Genomic DNA, 18,901 nt, shown 5'->3' on the forward strand with positions numbered 1-18,901 from the left:
CTGTTTTAGTTGCATCTGGGTGAGGTAAAAAACGATAGTCGTAAAACCCGCCCCTACGGACGCAATTCAAGAAGCGTCTCTAAAACTTTAACCTGTTCATTCATTAATATCGCTGATCCGCCGCAGATTCAAAATATCGCTCATCTTTTTAATTTGAGCGAAACTCTGCTGCAATTGTCCGTAATCCCGAATATCGATACACAAATCAATCAGCGCGGGTTTACCGTCTTGAGTTTTCACCTGAGCTTTCCGCACATTGATATGATGGTCACTTAAGCGGGAGAGAATATCCTTCAAAACTCCGACTCGATCCAACACTTCAATTTGAATATTAATCGGATAGGTTTGGGGACGCCCACTCTCCTGATCCCTCGGATTCCAACTCACTGGAACTAATCGATCTCCCTCAATATTTTCTACATTGGGACACCCTTGACGATGAATCGAAATTCCCCGCAATCGGGTGACTGTACCAATAATGGGTTCGCCGGGAACCGGGTTACAACACCCAGCAATCCGATGCATTAATCCCTCGACGCCCGCAATGGGTTCGCCTTTAACCGTCCACTGATCACTCGCCGCTTTCGCTGTCGGTAGCGGTGGAACTAAATTTTCTATTTCTGCGGGTTCAATTTCCAGAGGTTGTGAAGCTTTCACCGCATCGCGCAACCGATTGACCACTAAATTCAGGGTGACTTCTCCATACCCCAACGCCGCCATTAAATCTTCAGAATTCTGATAGTTACAGCGTTCGGCGACGGACTGCATGGGTTCAGATTTGAGCAAGGATTCAAATCCATTTTTACCCAGTTCCTTCTCCAGCAATTCTCGACCTCGCGCCACATTTTCATCCCGGTGCGATCGCTTGTACCATTGGCGAATCCGGTTTCTAGCACTGGGGGTGACGACAAAGTTTAACCAGTCTAAACTGGGGTGACTATTTTTCTGGGTAATAATTTCTACAATATCCCCATTTTTCAACGGCGTATCCAGGACTCGCCACTGACCATTAATTCTCACCCCAGCACAGTGATTGCCAATCTCGGTGTGAATCCGATAGGCAAAGTCTATGGGGGTTGCGCCCCGACTCAGGGATACCACATCTCCATCGGGGGTAAAGACGTAGACATCATCGTCAAATAAATTATCCTTGACACTTTCAATATATTCATGGGCGTCTTTCAGGTCATTCTGCCATTCCAGCAACTGCCGCAACCAGGTAAACTTATCATCGTCGTCACCAATCTGGGTCGGATCAGAACTCCCGGTTTCTTTATACTTCCAATGTGCAGCGATCCCATATTCGGCAATTCGATGCATTTCCAGGGTGCGAATTTGCACTTCGATGGGACGCCCATGGAAGCCAATCACCCCTGTATGTAGGGACTGATAACGATTGGGTTTCGGTAAGCCAATATAATCTTTAAACCGACCTGGAATCGGTCGAAAGGCATCATGGACGACAGCTAATGTGCGATAGCACTCTTCGTTGCTCTCAACGATGATCCGCATCGCGGCTAAATCATAAATTTCGTGAAACTCCTTGTTGCGGCGCTGCATCTTCTGATAAATTCCATAAAGATGCTTAGGACGACTACTCAAGTCCATACATTGAATGCCCATCTCCGTAAGGCGCTCTCGCAAAATCTGCGAAACTTGGGCTAATCGTTCCTCCCGGTCTTGACGCCGTTCAGCAACCAGTTCCTGTACTTTGCGATAAGCATGAGGTTCAAGATACTTGAAGGATAAATCTTCTAACTCCCATTTAAACCGCCCAATCCCCAAGCGATTGGCTAAGGGGGCAAAAATCTCGCGGGTTTCCTGGGCGATCGCACGCTGTTTTTCTGGCTTAAGATGTTCTAGTGTCCGCATATTATGCAAGCGGTCTGCCAACTTCACCACTATCACCCGGATATCCTTCGCCATGGCGAGGAACATACGGCGGAAGTTCTCGGCTTGGCGTTCGGTTTTACTGGAGAAGTTAAATTTAGAGAGTTTGGTGACTCCTTCGACTAAATGGCGTACCTCTGCACCAAATATTGACTCAATCTCCTCGAGGGTGACATCCGTGTCTTCGACTACATCATGGAGTAAGCCCGCCGCTATCATGGTACTGTTGCCGCCTAAGTCTCTTAATAAGCCAGCAACCGCCACAGGATGAGCTATATAGGGTTCTCCAGAGGCTCGATACTGTTGTGAATGAAGTTGGTAAGCAAATTCAAACGCCCGCACCACTAACGCCGCCTCATCCGGCGCTGATGGGTCAGAGGTGGCAGAGGCTGTTGATAAACAGTCCTGCAACCAGTCGGGAACGTCTAGGTTATAGGTGGTGGTTAGGACAGTTGCACTCATAATTTTTTCCCTGATAGATTTATCAATAATAAGGATGGTTGAACGGTAATGGCAGTAAGATCTCTATTTAGTGGTATATTTATTGGCTTTTTTGAATTCCAGAAACGGGTCAAAATTCCCTAGACTATCCGTATAGTAATTAGACCTAGATGAGAAATAGTAACATGAACTACCAAATATCTATCCTTCGGATTCGGTACACAAGCAACAAGTCGCTTCTGTCACGGACTTTATTTCCAGGGAAATCTTGAATAACCAAAGGACTTGGTTGAAGCCAACACCCTAGGTTTTTTGCAGATGGTTGTCAATAGCGGGTTGCTAAGACAGCAAATAGCAAACAGCAACTGTTTTAGGGGAAATCCGTTTTGGCAGTACCACACCACCATTACGGCTCCTCCTCACGTTGGTTGCTCTGCAATGAGAATACTAGCTGACTTTCAGACTCAAACCTGATCCTCAGCTTGGTGGCAAATTCTTGCATTTATAAACAAAAATACAAGATTCTTTACGTTTATTCTAGACCAACCTGTCTCATAATGTTAGTCCCCTCCCAACGGCAATCCTATCAGGACTTTCAACAAGTCCTAGAGACCCTGCACAAGAGCACCCAGAGTCAAGAGTTAGACAAAACCGAGATCCAGGAGCGTTTCCAGGCGGTGAAACAGCTCTTTCAAGGGCGAATTATCACGCTCAATCCCGATGAGGTCAATGAGGAACAAGTCTCAGCATGGCAGTCTAGGCAAACCGAAATCCATAGACATATCCGACTGCTAGAAACCGATATACTAATGTTGCGGACAGCGCGACATTCTGCAACTGTTCAGTCTAGGGTGGCTATCATCCGCGATCGCCTGAACACCCTGATCCAATACTGTGGTGTCATGCTTCAACTGTAGCGCTCTCGTCCAGTCCTGTCGAGGGGGGCGTTTTGAGTTTTGAATGTGTAGGGGCGGGTTTTACCATTATCGTTTCTTGCCACCCAGATGTAATTAAACCCGCCCCAACCCTGTAGAGACATAGAATGCTACGTCTGAGTTTTGAGTTTTAATAAGGACAGGTGTTTTGAGGAAGAAAATCGGTGCAATGTCCCAAATGTAGAAAAGTCCCACTCTTAGACGGCTATTTAGAGCATCAGTTTGCCGTGAAGTATTGCCAAGAGTGTAAAGGCACTTGGATTCCTGCCAAAGAGTATGAAGCATGGCAAGCCCATCAACCGTCTGCTCAGAGAATGCCTGATCTTACCCCAAATTCATTAAATGTGAATTTTGTCAAGTCACCTTTCGATACCAAAGCCGCATTATGTCCAGAGTGCCAGCGCTATCTCTCTCGCGCTAAAGTTAATCTCAAGACGCCCTTTTATGTGGAACGGTGTTCTCACTGTCGCGGGATTTGGTGCGATTACGGGGAGTGGGACATTCTAGAAAGTTTGGGACTCCATACCGTAATTGAGCAACTGTTTACCAACGAATGGCAGAGTAAAGCACGAGAACAGCACCTTTGGCAAAAAGAACGCCAAGCCACGGTTGACAAATTAGGGAGTGATTTAGCGGCGCAGGTGATTGAGTTGGGGGAAAAATTAGCGGAACATCCCAATGGGGATTTTGGTGTCGCTTACCTGATGCGGCGCGTCGGCGGAAATTGGCAACGACACAATCCGAAATAGGCTATTTGATCGACGCTATCATACGCCCTGGCGGTGCAGAAGGTGAAAGCTAGGTTTTGAGTGCCTAAACCCGCCCCTACAATTGACTTATGAGTTTATTTTGTATTGATAATTTACACATTGCCTATCCGAGTAATCCTGACTATTGGGCGGTGAATGATGTCTCATTTACCCTGAATCCCGGAGAACGATTGGGATTGGTGGGAGAGTCGGGGTGTGGCAAATCCACTTTGGGACGCGCGGCGATGCGGTTATTGCCAAAAGCCACCAAGATTAAAGGGCAAATTAGATTTAAAGGACACTCTGTTTTTGAATTGAACCCAACTCAACTGCGCCAGTTTCGCGGGGAAGTGGTGGCGCTGGTATTTCAAGATCCGATGACACGTCTTGATCCCTTGATGACGATTGGGGATCATTGTCTGGAAACCTTACAAGCCCATCAACCTCACTTATCGCGTTCTGAAAGTAAGCAAAAGGCAATTGAAACCCTAGAAGCGGTGAAGATACCCGCTAACCGTTGGTCACAGTATCCCCATGAATTTAGTGGTGGAATGCGGCAACGAGTCGCGATCGCACTCGCCCTTTTACTCAATCCTAAGATGATTGTCGCTGATGAGCCAACCACAAGTTTAGATGTCACTGTATCCGCCCAGATCTTACAGGAACTGACGCGACTTTGCCAAGAACGGGATATGGCGCTGTTGTTAATTTCTCATGACTTGGCAATGGTGGGGGAATACTGCGATCGCGTGGCGGTGATGTATGAGGGCAAACTGGTAGAAATGGGGGCAGTCGGGGATATTTTACACCACCCTGAGCATGAGTATACGCGATCGCTCCTGCAAGCGGCGCTGCTTATGCAAACGGTGAATGATCACGAACAATGTAGAGACGTTGCATGCAACGTCTCTACGCCGGGGGAGAACATTCTAGAGACACCCATTCTCCAAGTGCAAAATTTAAAGCAATATTTCACCTTAGAACAAAATTTTATTGCCCAATTGTTTTCGGGCTCTCCTCAAGTTATCAAAGCAGTGGATGAGGTTAGCTTTGACCTGTATCCGGGTCAAGTTTTGGGACTTGTGGGAGAATCGGGATGTGGCAAAAGTACACTATCGCGCACCATTTTGCAACTCATTCCGCCCACCTCTGGTACTGTTGAATTTCAAGGCATAAATTTAACCCAACTGAACCGGAAATCTCTACGGAAGATGCGGCGACATATTCAAATGATTTTTCAAGATCCGTTGGCTTGTCTGAATCCTTTAATGACAGTGGGTGATAGTATTGCTGATCCCTTGTTTATCCACAACTTGGCGACACCCATAGAAGCGAAACATCAGGTGATGGAAATGCTAGAACGGGTGGGCTTAACTCCCCCTGCAGACTATTACCACCGCTATCCTAGGGACTTATCCGGGGGACAGCAGCAACGAGTCGCGATCGCGCGGGCGTTGATTACTCGCCCCAGTTTGATTATCTGTGATGAACCCGTGAGTATGTTGGATGCAACTGTGCAGACGCAGGTACTAGAATTAATGCGATCGCTAAAAGAAGAATTTGAGTTAACCTATTTATTTATTACCCATGATCTTTGGGTAGCCCGGTTTTTCTGTGACGCGATCGCGGTGATGAATCGGGGTCAGATTGTGGAAATGGCAAAAACGGAAACTTTGTTTACCAATCCCCAGCATCCTTATACCCAAACCCTATTACAAGCCGCTCCATTATTGGCAGTGTAGGGGCGGGTTTTACTACTATCGTTTCGGTTACATCCAGATGTAACCAAACCCGCCCAGACGCAGGTTTCTAGATTGGGAGCATCAGTTTTGCAAATAACTCTTCCAGTTAATGATGGCGTTGGGTTTCGTACCTCAACCCAACCTACAAAGGTGACTAACTAAATAGTAACATTGAGTAAGTTCAACCCAGAGGAAGAGAAAATGAACAAAGAGGTCAAGCCGTTAGAAGACTATAACTTCTTTGACCCTCAAGTCATCGAATGTCCCTATTCATTCTACAAATTGGCGCGGGAGCAAGCACCCGTGATGGAACTGCCAGCACCAATGCCAGACGTCAAGCTTTTTCTCGTCACCCGCTACGACTTGGTGATGCAAATTCTGCACAATGTAGAGGTGTTCTCCAGCAATTTTTCGACTCTGCTAGCTGGAAAAGAAGCACAGGATGCAAAACTCCAGGAGATCTACGCCCAAGGCTGGCCCCAAGTGAACACCTTACTAACGGCTGATCCACCAGAACATGAGCGGTTTCGAGCGCTAGTCAATAAGGCGTTTACGGCTTCCCGTGTCAACAAGATACAGGATGATATTGAACAGGTTGTCGATGAATTGATTGATGGCTTTATTGATCAGGGTGAATGTGAATTTATTAGTTCCTTTGCTTCTCCCTTACCGATAAAAGTAATCGCCACTCAATTAGGCGTACCTCAGGAGGATATGCCCAAGTTCAAAAAATGGTCTGATTCATTCATTATCCGCATGAGTCAGATGAATTCCCAAGAGCAGGAAATAGAATGCGCCAAAGACGTTGTCGCATTTCAACATTATTTCCACAATCGGATTGAGGAACGCCGAAAACAACCGCAGGATGATGTTATCAGCGATCTGGTTCAAGCCAAAATAGCCGGGGAGCGAGCGCTGAATATGGCTGAGTTGCTCAACATCCTCCAACAGTTGCTCGTGGCGGGGAATGAAACTATTACCAATGCCTTGGCAGGTGGTATGCTTTTACTGATCCAGAACCCTGAGCAGATGCAGGCGGTGCAAGCAGAACCAGCTAAAGTGGATAACCTGGTTGAGGAAATCCTACGCATGGAAAGTCCCACAGCCGGAATGTGGCGAGTTGTGCAGCAGGATACTCAACTAGAGGGAGTTTCTATTCCAGCAGGTTCCTTGGTTATGGTGCGCTTCGACTCAGCGAATCGTGATCCGATGAAATTTCCTGATGGCGAGAATTTCAGCTTATGCCGCCAGAATGCCAGCAGTCATTTAGCATTTGGTCATGGCATTCATTTTTGTGTGGGTGCTATGCTCGCTCGTAAGGAAATGCAAATTGCCTACAAGCGGCTGTTGCGGCGGCTGCAGCATATCCGCTTGGCTCCTGGAAAAAATGATCTTAAGCACCAACCCAATATAGTTTTGCGAGGGCTTAAGCAGCTCTATATTGAGTTCAATGGGGACTCACAGTGACAGGAGAGTCACGGCGATACTACCCCCAAAACAAATATCAACATCTGTACCAGGGGCGCGATCGCGTTTGGCATATTCTCCTTTATAGTAATAGTGGTCACCCTCTACAACATAGTTAACGGGTAAGGGCTGAGTACTTGGTTTACAGAATACGATATCGGGTTCTGGAGAACCGGGTTCTAGGTGAGGTAAATTGACATTCCAAAACGTACCTGGAGGAGTCGGATGTTGAAATAACTCCCCTAACACCCTGGTTGTCCAACGACTAGCCACTTGCCAATCAATTACCAAGGGGCGTTTAATCCAGTGGGAAATCGCAATCCCCGGAATTCCCAAAATTGCAGCTTCCCGTACCGCCGCGACTGTACCGGAAATATGGATATCTACCCCCAGATTACCGCCTGCATTAATCCCAGAGAGTACCCATTGAGGATTTTGCACCAGTTGACTCAGGGCGAGACGGGTGCAATCGACGGGGGTACCGGCTACCGCGTAGGTAAATTCTGAGCGCTGTTGGACATGGATAGGCTTATGCGTCGTAACTTGATGACTACAACCGGATAAATGGGTTTGAGGCGCGACGATGACGCCCTTACCCTTGACGGCGTGCTGGAGTGCTTGAATCCCTGGAGCATCTATTCCATCATCATTGGTGAGAATTAAAGTCATCTTATGGGCATAACGGATAACACCAATGTTCTAGCATAGCGGTAAATCGTTTCTAGGGCTAAAGCCCTTACTACAAGCATACTAATGAATCTATTAATATCTTTGAATATGTTAAAATTACATGGGCTACTTAATCGGATTATAGACTAAATTTTTATAGAAAATGATACCATCGTCAAAATCTATCAACTTCGATGTAGACAATAACTCAGAATCTATTGTGCCAGATATACCTGGACTAAACTATATTCCCGATTATATCAATACCCAGGAGCAAAATCAATTACTGGAGATTATCGACCAACAGGAATGGTCAACCCAATTAAAACGCCGAGTGCAACATTATGGGTATCGCTATGAATATCAAAAACGGACATTAGCCTCTGCCAGCTACTTGGGAGAATTGCCAGATTGGGCAGATCAACTGGCACAACGACTGGTTCGCGATCGCGTAACCCCAATTCTTCCCGATCAACTGATTGTCAATGAGTATTTACCCGGTCAAGGAATTACCAATCATGTTGACTGCATTCCCTGTTTTGGTAATACAATTATCTCCCTGAGTTTGGGGAGTCGTTGTGTGATGAACTTAACCCATGCGCCAACTCAAACCCAGATTCCTTTTCTTTTATTACCTGGAAGTTTACTCATTTTACAAGGGGTTGCCCGCTATCAGTGGCAACATGGCATTCCTCCTCGCAAAAAGGATAAGTATCAAGGTCAAGAGTTAGTCAGAAGTCGGAGAGTTTCGCTCACGTTTCGAGAGGTTTTATTCCCCTATAAGTAATTTTGACCCAATCCGTAAAGCTTAGAAAATCCAAAATCTAAATTTTAAATGAGATGCACCCGTTAAAAATCATCTAATACCAAATCCGCGTTAGCCACCCCCTTTATAATTTAGGGTCTGCTGAATAAGTATTGTGGTGGGGGTAGGGAGCAGGGGGAGCAGGGGGAGCAGGGGGAGCAGGGGGAGCAATGGTACATTTTTCCTGATAGCGGTGCAAGGGTATGAAAGGGTTTAACCCTTTTTCCTTGAAGAGGAGCCAATATTAATACTACTCAAAGCATTGATAGCTAAGGGTTTTGGACTTGTGCAGCAAGCCCTAATTTAGTCCGCGCAGGCGGACGAAAGTTTGTGTAGCAGCGATTTCAATCGCCTCCTCTTGCATGGGGTTTCCCAGGCAGATTTGGTATAATTTAGCACTACCAACTTTGAGTTGAGCGCAATCGCCGCAGGTTTTGACCCTTTGTGGCTTTCAGTTCGAGTTGGAGAGTCGCCGTTTGCAATAATCCCAACTCCTCAGCAAGGCGTTCTAATAATTCGCGCCAACGTTTTGAGACAGCACCTTGACTTTTTAAGCCCAAATCAGCAAGCAGTTCGACTTGGGTTTTGCCTTGGACTTTACCCTGCCATAGTTTCTGATACCCTCGATTAGGATAACGTTGATCGAGTGATGAAATAGCGGCGATGGCTCGATTGATTAAATCAGTACGCTTCACAGTATCTAACAAGTCAAACTCATCCTGTATGGTTTCCAATTTTGATGTTTTTAGTTTAATCGGCAAAATCAAAAGTTAATTTGTAATAATTGAGGATTAAAATGAAATCGATAACATTAAAATCTGGGTAAAATTCAGGAAAATTCAGTGAGGTATCGCAAAAGGTAGAAGGTTTATCGTCAACGAAACCGATGCTAGTCGTCCGGAAAACTGTAACAAAAGCTACTAAATTCTCTTTTTTCGGACAATCTGTAGACGTGCCCTGACACAGTTTTAACGTCTAAAGTTGCGGTACCAGGGACTCTATCCCGATAGCCCTGATGAAAGCTGTATCACTATATAAGACTAAAACATAATCGAACCGGGTTCTCTATCCATAATCTCAGCCCTGACTATCATGTACAGCCATTAGTCATGGGTCGTTGACATAAGGGGTTTTAGAGGAAAGAGTGTTATGAATTATCAAGACAGGTTAAGTCCGTGGAAAATCGTCCGCTTGCAATCTAATTTGCAACATGTCATCGTAGGTAACTTCCGTCGTCGTGGCGATGCTGAAGGTCATTTGCGTATTTTGAAGCGGATGATGCCTAATTTACAATTCGCTATTGTGTTTGATGTGGGTTATGGGGAGGGTTCTATTCCTTCCCTTTCTACGACTGACGCAGAAAATTAATCCTGTAGAGACGTTGCATGCAACGTCTCTACGTTAACGTTATCGGTAAAACCCGCCCCTACAATTGATTAGACGTTCCGCCGGAACGTCTCTACTGCTATGACTAGATCATTAGAACAAGGGCGTGGGTTCAGGTTGAGCTGAATTTAAACGCAAACGTCTTACTGCTTGCTGAACAAATCCTGCTAAAAACCCCATCCGTTGATTTTGTTGGAAAACAGTTTGCAGCTTTTCTTTCAGGCGTTCAAGATTTAAGGGTTGATCGGTTGCTGTCTGTTGAGTAATCTCCTGTTCTTGGAAATATTCGATTAAACTAAGACCCGCTAATCGGGTGAGATAAGCCGCGCTAACACCTTGTACAGCACCGCCAGCTATATAAGTAAAAGCGTTGCTTTTGAGAATACTACCAATAGTTTGGGTGGAGAGTTCCACAAGACCGAGTTTAACCATTAAGCTACTCAATGTTTTGGTAGCGGATTGGGCTTGGGATAGGGAAAATTTTTGCTGATAAATTCCTGCTAATTCAATCACTAATTGGCTACTAATTGCCGCCGTGGCGAGTAAATCTAAGGCGGGAACCGGGTTAGCAAACGCAGTGGCGGCGGTAATCCATTGATACTGTTCAATCAGCGGTAAAGCGCGATCGCGTCTGGCTTGATTTAGGGCGGTTTTGACTTCAGCTTTTAGGCTGAGCGCGGATCTGAGGGTTGTTCCCCATATCAACTGTTGGGCGTCTTGAGTTAAGATCAGGTTTAATCGTTGAGTCAGAGCCGTTACATCGGCGGGTTGTTCCTCTAGCCATTCTTTGACTGACCCATCCGATTGATGCTGGCGTACTTTTACAGGAGTGGGGGAAGCCGCGATCGCAACGATATCCTCTGGGGGTAAGAGTTGGACGAGTCGTTGTCGCAATTGTTGCAACACTATCACTCGTTCTGGGGGTAAATATTGGTCTTGTTTATTAAAGATTAGGAGAATTCGCTGATTGAGGCTTTTGAGATGGTGTAAAAGCTGAAACTCTGAATCTGTCAAGTCACTGGTGATCACAAAGAGGATTAAATCTAAGTTTGGGCTCAGATCCTGAGTGCGATCGCCTGCATATAAGGCGGTGGTTTCTTGTAGGCTTACCGTGGGGAATTGCTCCGATAACCCCTTTGATTCTAACACTTGCACCAAGCGAGATTTTCCCACGCCTTTACCGCCGGTGATCAGCAGTTCCAGGTTTTGTCGCTCCAATTGGGCGGTTAATTGGCAAACCTGCTGTCGTAACGATGTGCTAATATAGGGATTCTCGACTTCTGTTTCGAGGCGAGCGATCGCGGATTCAGCCTCTTGGATCGCCCTCTCTACCGTCCCTCGATCTAGAGGTGAAGAAGGGGGTGACAACTCCACCAGACGAGAGCCTCCCTGGTTAAACAACCATACCCCAGTACCGAGTGCGATCGCGCCCAAGAGTCCGACTTCTCCCCACTCCGCCACTGACTGATGCACAGTCGGGAGCATCCATAATCCAAAGGATAAAGCAATACCGCCCACTAAAATAGGTCGCCGCAACTGAACCGCCATATCTTTTTTTCTAACCTTACTTTCACTACAATAACGTTTTCAGAGGATTTGCAGAAGCCTTACCGGGTTCTCCCTGTCATAGATAGGTTGTCGGTAAAGTCTCTATTCAGTTTTATTTTCTCTGCACAACAAATATAAGAAACATTCATCCCTCTAAACCCTGGACTCTCTAGAAAAACTATTTTGACAGAATTTATTTATTTAGGAAGATTCCAGCTTGAAGGCTTGGCAGCTAAGATTAAGCTGGAATCTTGATCACGCCTTCCTGAGTCTGCCCATGTTAATGAACGAAATGAGTTATGAGTGGGATTCCCTCCCTAAATCTCAACAACATTCACACCCAACTTTAACAATTTCCAGTCCCTTATCCTACCGTAAAACCGCTAAGGAAAAGGCAGACTTAAAGGTAGAAAAGGCAGATGCTTTAGCCAAAAAAGGAGATTATGAAGGTGCGCTTCTTTATTACGATGAAGCAATAACACTTAAGACCGATTGTACCTCAGCTTGGTATCATCAGGGGGTAGCGTTACACCATTTAGAACGTGAGGAAGAAGCTTTAGCGAGTTTCGATAAAGCGTTACAGTTTAATCCTGATAATCCAAAAATATGGAACTATCGGGGGATTACACTACAAACGTTAAAACACTACGACCAAGCGATCGCGTCCTACGATAAAGCGTTGACCTTAAACCCAAATGATGTCAAAGTGTGGTATAACCGGGCAATAGCGTTGCGGAAGTTCAAGCGGTATGAAAAAGCGATTGACTCCTACAATCACGCCTTAGCGATTAACCCCAACTATGGGAAAGCCTGGATTGATCGGGGGAACACATTACGGAAATTAAATCGCCAGCAGGAAGCAATTGCATCCTACGATAACGCCTTGGCAATTCAACCTGATGATGAGGAAACCTGCTGTAGTCGCGGTTTTCTGTTGTATCAATTACATCGTTATCAAGAGGCGCTAGTATCCTTCGATCAAGGGATCAAAGTAAATCCCAATTCGGCTCAAGCTTGGCATAATCGGGCGATGGTCTTAAATCGCCTAGAACGTTATCAGGAGGCGCTTGAGAGTTGCGATCGCGCTTTGGAGAGTAATCTAGATTATGAGTTAGCCTGGAACACCAAAGCGGTTGTACTTTTAAATCTAAAAGACTACGAATCGATGATTGAGTGTTATGATAACTCATTGCGGATTCACCCTAAGAATTACCAGACCTGGTATTTGCGCGGTAAGACTTTATTTAGGTTAAGGCGCTATGAAGAAGCGATTGACAGTTATGATCAAGCCTTGCAACTCAAACAAGATTATAACTACTGGACAGAACGTGGAAATGCGCTTCAAGAATTACAACGCTATCAGGAAGCCGTCACCGCTTACAATCAGGCGTTAAACTTGAAGCCGGATGATGATGAACTGTGGATGCTACAAAACCTAGCGACTAATCGTAGGCGTTGGCAAAAATGGCATCAAAATCTGGTAAAATTGTGGCAGAAAATTAAAGCCTTGCTTTAATCCCAAAAACCAACCCTAAACCCCTGAAACAAAGGCACATAATCCCCCATCCAGGTTAGTCACCGCCATTATTAACCAGTCCGCAAAAGTCCGCGCAGGCGGACTTTGTTTGTGTAGTTGCGATTTTAATCGCCTTATCAAAAGGGAGTTCTTAGAATGACTGTTCCCTGTTCCCTTTCCTCACCAAAATGTCCCGCCTTAGACCGATAGCCTGACAAATGACAAATTACCACGGACTACCAATCATCATAAATCCCGACCAATAATAAGGATGGGATAAATCAACTTGTCCCAACTCAGCCAATTGTGGCGGTAATAATACCCCACCCCCTGTTCCACTCCCGCGCAATTGTCCCCCTTCAATCACCACATTTCCCCGCAACATTGATAACTGGGCTTCTCGTAGCGCCTCTGCCTTAATTTGAGTCTGACCCAGTTGGTTATAAAACTCAGTCATTAAGGCTAATGTACCTTGGTCACTCACCTGCCATACACTACCTAAAGCCGTCTTCACACCCGACGCCACAGCTAATCCGGCAAAGCCTAACTCCGCTTGGTTGTCTCCCACCGCCGTGCGACAAGCCGATAAGACTAATAACTCCACAGGCGGATTATCCCAATTCATCTGTTGCATTTGCGCTAAGGTTAGCTTTTCATTCCACAACTGCACATAGGAATTACTAGGTCCCCCAGATTTAAAATCGGCATGAGTTCCTAGGTGAATAATTTCGTAAGGATAACGCTGGCGTTCTTGAATTAAATTTTCTAATGTAAACTCCTGATTGAGAAAAACTTTACCACCCACTTCTTGGGCAATCGTTGATAACTCTACCGGAACCGCCGGTAACGGATTAAGTTCCGTAAATTCTGATGCCCCCATCGCCAAGATTTGCGGATTTGTCATCGGCTGATAATTACTATTCATCAGACTGAATGTGGGAATCATGCTGAGGCTGTAGTTTTCAATCAAAAACTGTTGACCATCATGCAAGACGGGCATCGGTATCGTCCGCAATCCCGCATCCATGGAAAAGAGTAACGTATCAATTTCAGCCGCTTCCAGTTCCGATGCAATCGGTGCAATTAACCACTGATAAAGTTGTTGCGCGGGTTGCAAATAACCATTCCCCCGGCGGCGAAATGCATCTGTCAGTTGGACTCGTAGTTCGTTCGTAGTTTGTAAAAGTTGATCCTGATTAACCGGGATAACTTTAGTGACAGGTTCGGCGGCGGCGGAAAAGAGGACTAATTTCACGCCATCCGGTTGGGTTACCGCATAAATTACGGCAGAACGATTCCCGGTTTGGCGTTCAATTTCTGCCAACTTCTGTTCAATACTGGCTAAGGAAATCGAATATTGAGAGAAATCCTGCCCAAAGTAATCCGCAAATTCCTTAAGTCGGGCTTGTTCTAAGGATTCAATATAGCGATTCGTCGCCTCCCCTGCATCTTGTAGGGTCAAAAGTGCGGTTGAGGCGTTTATAATTGGCAGCGCTTGAGTCACATTTTCTGTGGTGTCTATAAAGGGCAGAGACTCGATAAGATTGTCTGAATCAATCCCCTCAGAAAGATTGTAAATCTCATCCGGGGAAAGAATTGGGTTTATCTGTGGGGGAACAGGTGTCTGTGGAGGAACAGGTGTCTGTGGAGAACCTGCACTGATAATCTGAATATTTCCTGTCGTTTGAGTTGAGGGGAATGATTCCACCGGAGAAATTGTCGCACTACCCGTGGTAAGGGCGGCGGCTATGCCATTCGTCGTCGCATCACCGATTTCAAAAGGTGTTTCATTCTCTCCGCCATGGCTAATCGTAATATTGCCCCCTTCACTCCCACCAATTGTGGAGATACTTGCAGGTATTCCATTAGCGGCGGTAAAGATATCGGTGGCGCGGAAAAAGCTTTCGGTGTTAATCTCGACTGTGCCGCCTGTTGTACCCCCTTGTGTATTAATCCAGCTAACTTGAATATCACCAAGGGCATTAAGGCTAACATTACCTCCTCCGGAACCACCATTGGTGTTAAGTTTCCCAGTGGTAATTTCCCGGTTGGCTTCGATGACAACATCCCCACCATTTATATCGCCAGATGTATTAATATCACCCGTAGTAATCGCCCCATTTTGCGCCGTTAGCGTAATTGTTCCACCCGTTGTGGATGAACCACTATCCAGAATTCCACTACGGGTATCAATGCTACCTTCGCTGGTTAACGTAATATTTCCAGTACCCTGGGATTCAACCGTACCACTTCCCAGGAGAGAAATACCAATATTATCTGATGCTGTTGTATCTTGACCCGTACTGCTAAGGAGAATATCACCCGTATTAGAACTTACCTTTGTCCCCAAATCCTGAATCTGAATCCCGCGACTGGAAGCCTCTGTTCCCCCTGTACCCTCTAGGGTAATCATTCCTGAACCTGTGGATTCAACTACACTGCTTTGCAGCATAAAAATACCAAAGTTATCATTTCCTGTGGCATTTCCGGCTGCACCACTTAGGAGAATATCGCCATTGTTTGAACTTACGGTTCCTGAATTTTGAATCTGAATACCCCGATTCCCATCTGTTCCCGTTCCCGCTGTACCCTCTAGAGTAATATTGCCTGTACCTGTGGATTCAACCACACCACCCAACATAAAAATACCAAAGTTATCGTTTCCGGTTGAGTCTCCACCAATACCATTAATTAAAATATCGCCATCCTCAGAACTTACCCTTGTTCCAGGATTTTGAATCTCGATACCGCGAGTCGCATCGGTTCCAGCGCCACCTGTTCCCTCTAGGATAATAGCGCCTGTTCCTGTTGATTTCACAACCGCACCATTACTCAGAAAAATCCCCGTTTTCCCTGCACCTCCACTACTTCCTCTGCCGGTAATATCAATCGTACCGTCTCCAGAATTGAGAGTTCCACCATTAAGCAGTACTGTTCCTATCGCATCACCGCCAAAGCTTCCCGGTTTTATCGAGATATTACCCCCATTGGTGAAAATTTGCGACCCTGAATTCATCACAAATTGGGCAACTCCTGCATCTCGTTGGGTGGCTAAAGCATTTTCATCATTAATTGTGGCGCTAAAGTTGCCGCCGTTTAAGGTAATGAGCACATTATTAATCGTGATACTTCTGCCCGCTTGTAGGGTCAACGTGCCAATGTTACTGGCATTGATACTCTGATTAATCGTAATATCATTATTCGCTTGTAGAACAACATTTCCCATGAGCTCATTGAGCTGTTCCGTATCAAAGGTAACAGAGTTGCTTGGATTCTCGCCAAAAAGATTATTTTGTGCAAAATTATCGGTTCCCCCATCACTAATCGTGATATTTTTCGGATCAAATAAAATAGTTCCTAGATTCCCGGATGTTGCCCCGACATCAACTAATCCTCGGAAAATCAAACTCTCTTTCGCCGATATTTCGACCAAGCCACCATCACCGGAAATGTCGCCCCCCGTGGCACTCACACTGCCATAAAAACGGTTAATTTCATCTGCCCAAGCCACAACTTGTCCAGCATTTCCTGTGTTTATCCCATCAGTATAAATAACGGAATCCTGACTGACAAATGTACGTAAAGCATTCGGTATCGCACCTTGTCCTTGAAACCCGCCGCCAATCAAAACTGTGCCACCTTTATCACCACCAGAGGCATTAATAGTGGCATTTATTAATCCCACTTGTTCGCCGAATAGATAGACATTACCCCCAAATTGCTCACTAGAGGTATCAATTACGCCCGACAGAATTGTTGTTCCTGCTGTTGTGGGAATCTTGACATTTGAACCGATGAGTCGCACTGTATTTTCTGAGTCAACAGTAACGCCTGTACTCTCTTCTTCCTGATGTCCGGTGAGTAACTCAGCTAATTTTAAGGGTGAAATTCCGTCTGCTGTTGGTAGAGAATCTCCCACTGTCGCGGCTTCAAATTCTAACGACAGTAACATCCCAGCTTGAGAAATCCGGACTAAGTTTTCTCCAGGAACCGCCGTAATTGTAATAGTCCCTCCAGGAGAGGAAAGGGTTCCCGTGTTGATCACTTGACCCGCCAGCAGGGTTAAATTTTCTCCCTCAATTACAGCTAATTCACCCGCATTAATAATGCTTCCGGGCTGATTCATCGTAAACGCAAAACGATTTGGGGAACCGACTAACGATTGGTAGTTTGTCTCACCACTGGAATTAAACCAACCATTCTCAAATCCAATCCCATTTGCCGTCGTCGCCGTAAAACTTCCTGGCACATTCAAACTGGCATTAGACCCAAAAATAAACCCCGATGGGTTCATCAAAAATAGATTAGTGTTTCCCCCACTGACCTGAATTAACCCATGAATCATCGACGCCTCATTCCCCGAAACTCTACCCAAAATATTACGAATTTGCGGATTGGATAAAAAGTTAGCAATTTGATTAGCATTGAGTCCAAATTGCTGGAAACTGTGGAACAGATTCGCGCCATCTCCGGAAATGCTTCCGCCTGTAATATTAAATTGGTTACCGTCTAAATTAATACTTGTACCCGTCCCATCATCAGCCGCTTTTATGGACTCAGCTTGTAGCGGTTCATGCTTCAGAAATGCCAACGGGATGATCAATACTATCGCTAACCAACGGCTGAACTGAATCGGTGTAGACATGAGCGTTCCCTGATCTTGAGGTAGAAATGCACTGGACTGGTTTAATGAATTAAATCGATCAAACGTCATCCTGTCGGGGGTGGTTGATCGACTCAGAAGAGGTTTTTATTGATAATTTATCAACCAAAGCTGACCTTGGTCTCGGTTTGGTGAGGTCGCAGGGTCACTAAATTTATGCATTATTTTGCCGCAGCTTTCTCTAGTATAAAGAAATAAATGCCAAGTGTCAGTGGGGTAGAAAAAAATTCTAGCTAAAATGATTTAAAATTGCCAAACTATGCTATAAATTAAAAGCCGAACTTTTTACGAAGCTTTATATTATAGAGCATATCTAAATGATTGGTAAAACTTTAGTTCCCAGTTCCCAGTTCCCAGAGTGGGTTAGGGCGATCGCAGGTTCAATTCCTGAAAGGGTTCTGAATCCTCATCCAGGGTGATTGTCCCTGGTTGGGCGGGTTCCTGATTGATTTGTAGGGTAAAGGTTCCCTGGGGTAACTGTTCGAGATAATAAACACCCGCTGCATTGGTGACGGAAAATCGTCGTTGTTCGCCATCAACGCTAATCGCTTCTACCCTCGCGCCAGCAACGGGATTTCCGGCGGTATCTGTAACTACCCCAGAGAGAGTATAGGATAAGACCAGAGGAACTTGGACTAACGTATAACTTCCCGCTACCACCTCAACCCTGTATGCATCATTGACGGTTTGCCAATCGAGGGGAAATCCAGACGGATCAAAGTCGAGGCGATAGGTTCCCGGTGGTAAGCGTAGCCCAATTCGATCCCCTTGGACTTGGGGACGAAAGGATTGAATCGGTTGGTTATTCAGAATTAATAATAACTCGGGGTTTTCGGTGTAAATATCTTCACCCGGATCGCGCTTACCATTATTATTACGGTCAAAAAACGGCTGAATCAATACCCCGCCGCGATCGCGAAACCGATCCGATTGACGATCGCCTGGAGTTACCGCTCATAAAAATGTATACAATTATAATCATTCGTTGCCACAAGTATACACCACGTCCAACGAAGCGGTAGTTGAACGATTCCGCTGTGGATTTTCACCACGTCTAGAAGTGCGTTTCCGCTTGCTCTGCATTCCGTCT

Annotated in this window: 13 protein-coding genes; 7 read left to right on the top strand and 6 right to left on the bottom strand. The window is 45.6% G+C overall.

The window, feature by feature from the left end; all coding sequences use genetic code 11:
* Positions 1–96 precede the first annotated feature (96 nt).
* Positions 97–2,352, bottom strand: a complete 2,256-nt coding sequence (locus RID09_RS23110) for a RelA/SpoT family protein (protein WP_446338262.1) — start codon at positions 2,350–2,352, stop codon at positions 97–99.
* Between the two features lie 536 nt (positions 2,353–2,888).
* Here RID09_RS23110 and patD point away from each other — a divergent pair.
* From patD to RID09_RS23130, 4 genes are all read left to right on the top strand, one after another.
* A complete protein-coding gene (gene patD / locus RID09_RS23115) occupies positions 2,889–3,248 on the top strand; it encodes a heterocyst frequency control protein PatD (RefSeq protein WP_446338263.1) in 360 nt (119 codons plus the stop codon).
* Between the two features lie 182 nt (positions 3,249–3,430).
* On the top strand, positions 3,431–4,015 hold the full coding sequence (locus RID09_RS23120) for a zf-TFIIB domain-containing protein (protein WP_446338264.1): 585 nt from the start codon (positions 3,431–3,433) through the stop codon (positions 4,013–4,015).
* 89 nt (positions 4,016–4,104) lie between these two features.
* Complete coding sequence (locus RID09_RS23125) at positions 4,105–5,757, top strand: ABC transporter ATP-binding protein (RefSeq protein ID WP_446338265.1); 1,653 nt, start codon at positions 4,105–4,107, stop codon at positions 5,755–5,757.
* Between the two features lie 201 nt (positions 5,758–5,958).
* Positions 5,959–7,224, top strand: a complete 1,266-nt coding sequence (locus tag RID09_RS23130; RefSeq protein ID WP_446338266.1) for a cytochrome P450 — start codon at positions 5,959–5,961, stop codon at positions 7,222–7,224.
* Here RID09_RS23130 and surE read toward each other — a convergent pair.
* A complete protein-coding gene (gene surE / locus RID09_RS23135) occupies positions 7,216–7,893 on the bottom strand; it encodes a 5'/3'-nucleotidase SurE (protein WP_446338267.1) in 678 nt (225 codons plus the stop codon). The two genes, RID09_RS23130 and surE, sit on opposite strands and share 9 nt — an antisense overlap.
* Before the next feature lie 220 nt (positions 7,894–8,113).
* Between surE and RID09_RS23140 the strand changes: the two genes are divergently transcribed.
* Complete coding sequence (locus RID09_RS23140) at positions 8,114–8,680, top strand: alpha-ketoglutarate-dependent dioxygenase AlkB (protein WP_446338268.1); 567 nt, start codon at positions 8,114–8,116, stop codon at positions 8,678–8,680.
* 416 nt (positions 8,681–9,096) lie between these two features.
* On the opposite strand, the gene RID09_RS23145 is transcribed toward RID09_RS23140, so the two are convergent.
* Positions 9,097–9,459: a hypothetical protein gene (locus tag RID09_RS23145; RefSeq protein ID WP_446338269.1), complete on the bottom strand. Its 363-nt coding sequence runs from the start codon at positions 9,457–9,459 to the stop codon at positions 9,097–9,099.
* Positions 9,460–9,847: 388 nt separating this feature from the next.
* Between RID09_RS23145 and RID09_RS23150 the strand changes: the two genes are divergently transcribed.
* Entirely contained in the window at positions 9,848–10,066 is a 219-nt protein-coding gene (locus RID09_RS23150; protein ID WP_446338270.1) for a hypothetical protein, read from the top strand.
* 111 nt (positions 10,067–10,177) lie between these two features.
* On the opposite strand, the gene RID09_RS23155 is transcribed toward RID09_RS23150, so the two are convergent.
* Positions 10,178–11,632: a YcjF family protein gene (locus tag RID09_RS23155; RefSeq protein ID WP_446338271.1), complete on the bottom strand. Its 1,455-nt coding sequence runs from the start codon at positions 11,630–11,632 to the stop codon at positions 10,178–10,180.
* Positions 11,633–11,924: 292 nt separating this feature from the next.
* On the opposite strand from RID09_RS23155, the gene RID09_RS23160 reads away from it, so the two are divergent.
* Positions 11,925–13,148, top strand: coding sequence for a tetratricopeptide repeat protein (locus RID09_RS23160; RefSeq protein WP_446338272.1), 1,224 nt, complete (start codon positions 11,925–11,927; stop codon positions 13,146–13,148).
* Positions 13,149–13,374: 226 nt separating this feature from the next.
* Here RID09_RS23160 and RID09_RS23165 read toward each other — a convergent pair whose 3' ends face one another.
* Together RID09_RS23165 and RID09_RS23170 are read right to left on the bottom strand one after the other, a co-directional pair.
* Positions 13,375–17,793 carry a CHAT domain-containing protein gene (locus RID09_RS23165; protein WP_446338273.1) on the bottom strand — a complete coding sequence of 1,473 codons (4,419 nt, stop codon included), beginning with the start codon at positions 17,791–17,793 and terminating at the stop codon, positions 13,375–13,377.
* Positions 17,794–18,174: 381 nt separating this feature from the next.
* On the bottom strand, positions 18,175–18,711 hold the full coding sequence (locus RID09_RS23170; protein WP_446338274.1) for a carboxypeptidase-like regulatory domain-containing protein: 537 nt from the start codon (positions 18,709–18,711) through the stop codon (positions 18,175–18,177).
* Positions 18,712–18,901: the final 190 nt, after the last annotated feature.

Origin of the sequence: Coleofasciculus sp. G1-WW12-02 (genome assembly GCF_040219735.1) — a bacterium.
In the GTDB taxonomy this organism is placed as follows: Bacteria; Cyanobacteriota; Cyanobacteriia; order Cyanobacteriales; family Coleofasciculaceae; genus Coleofasciculus.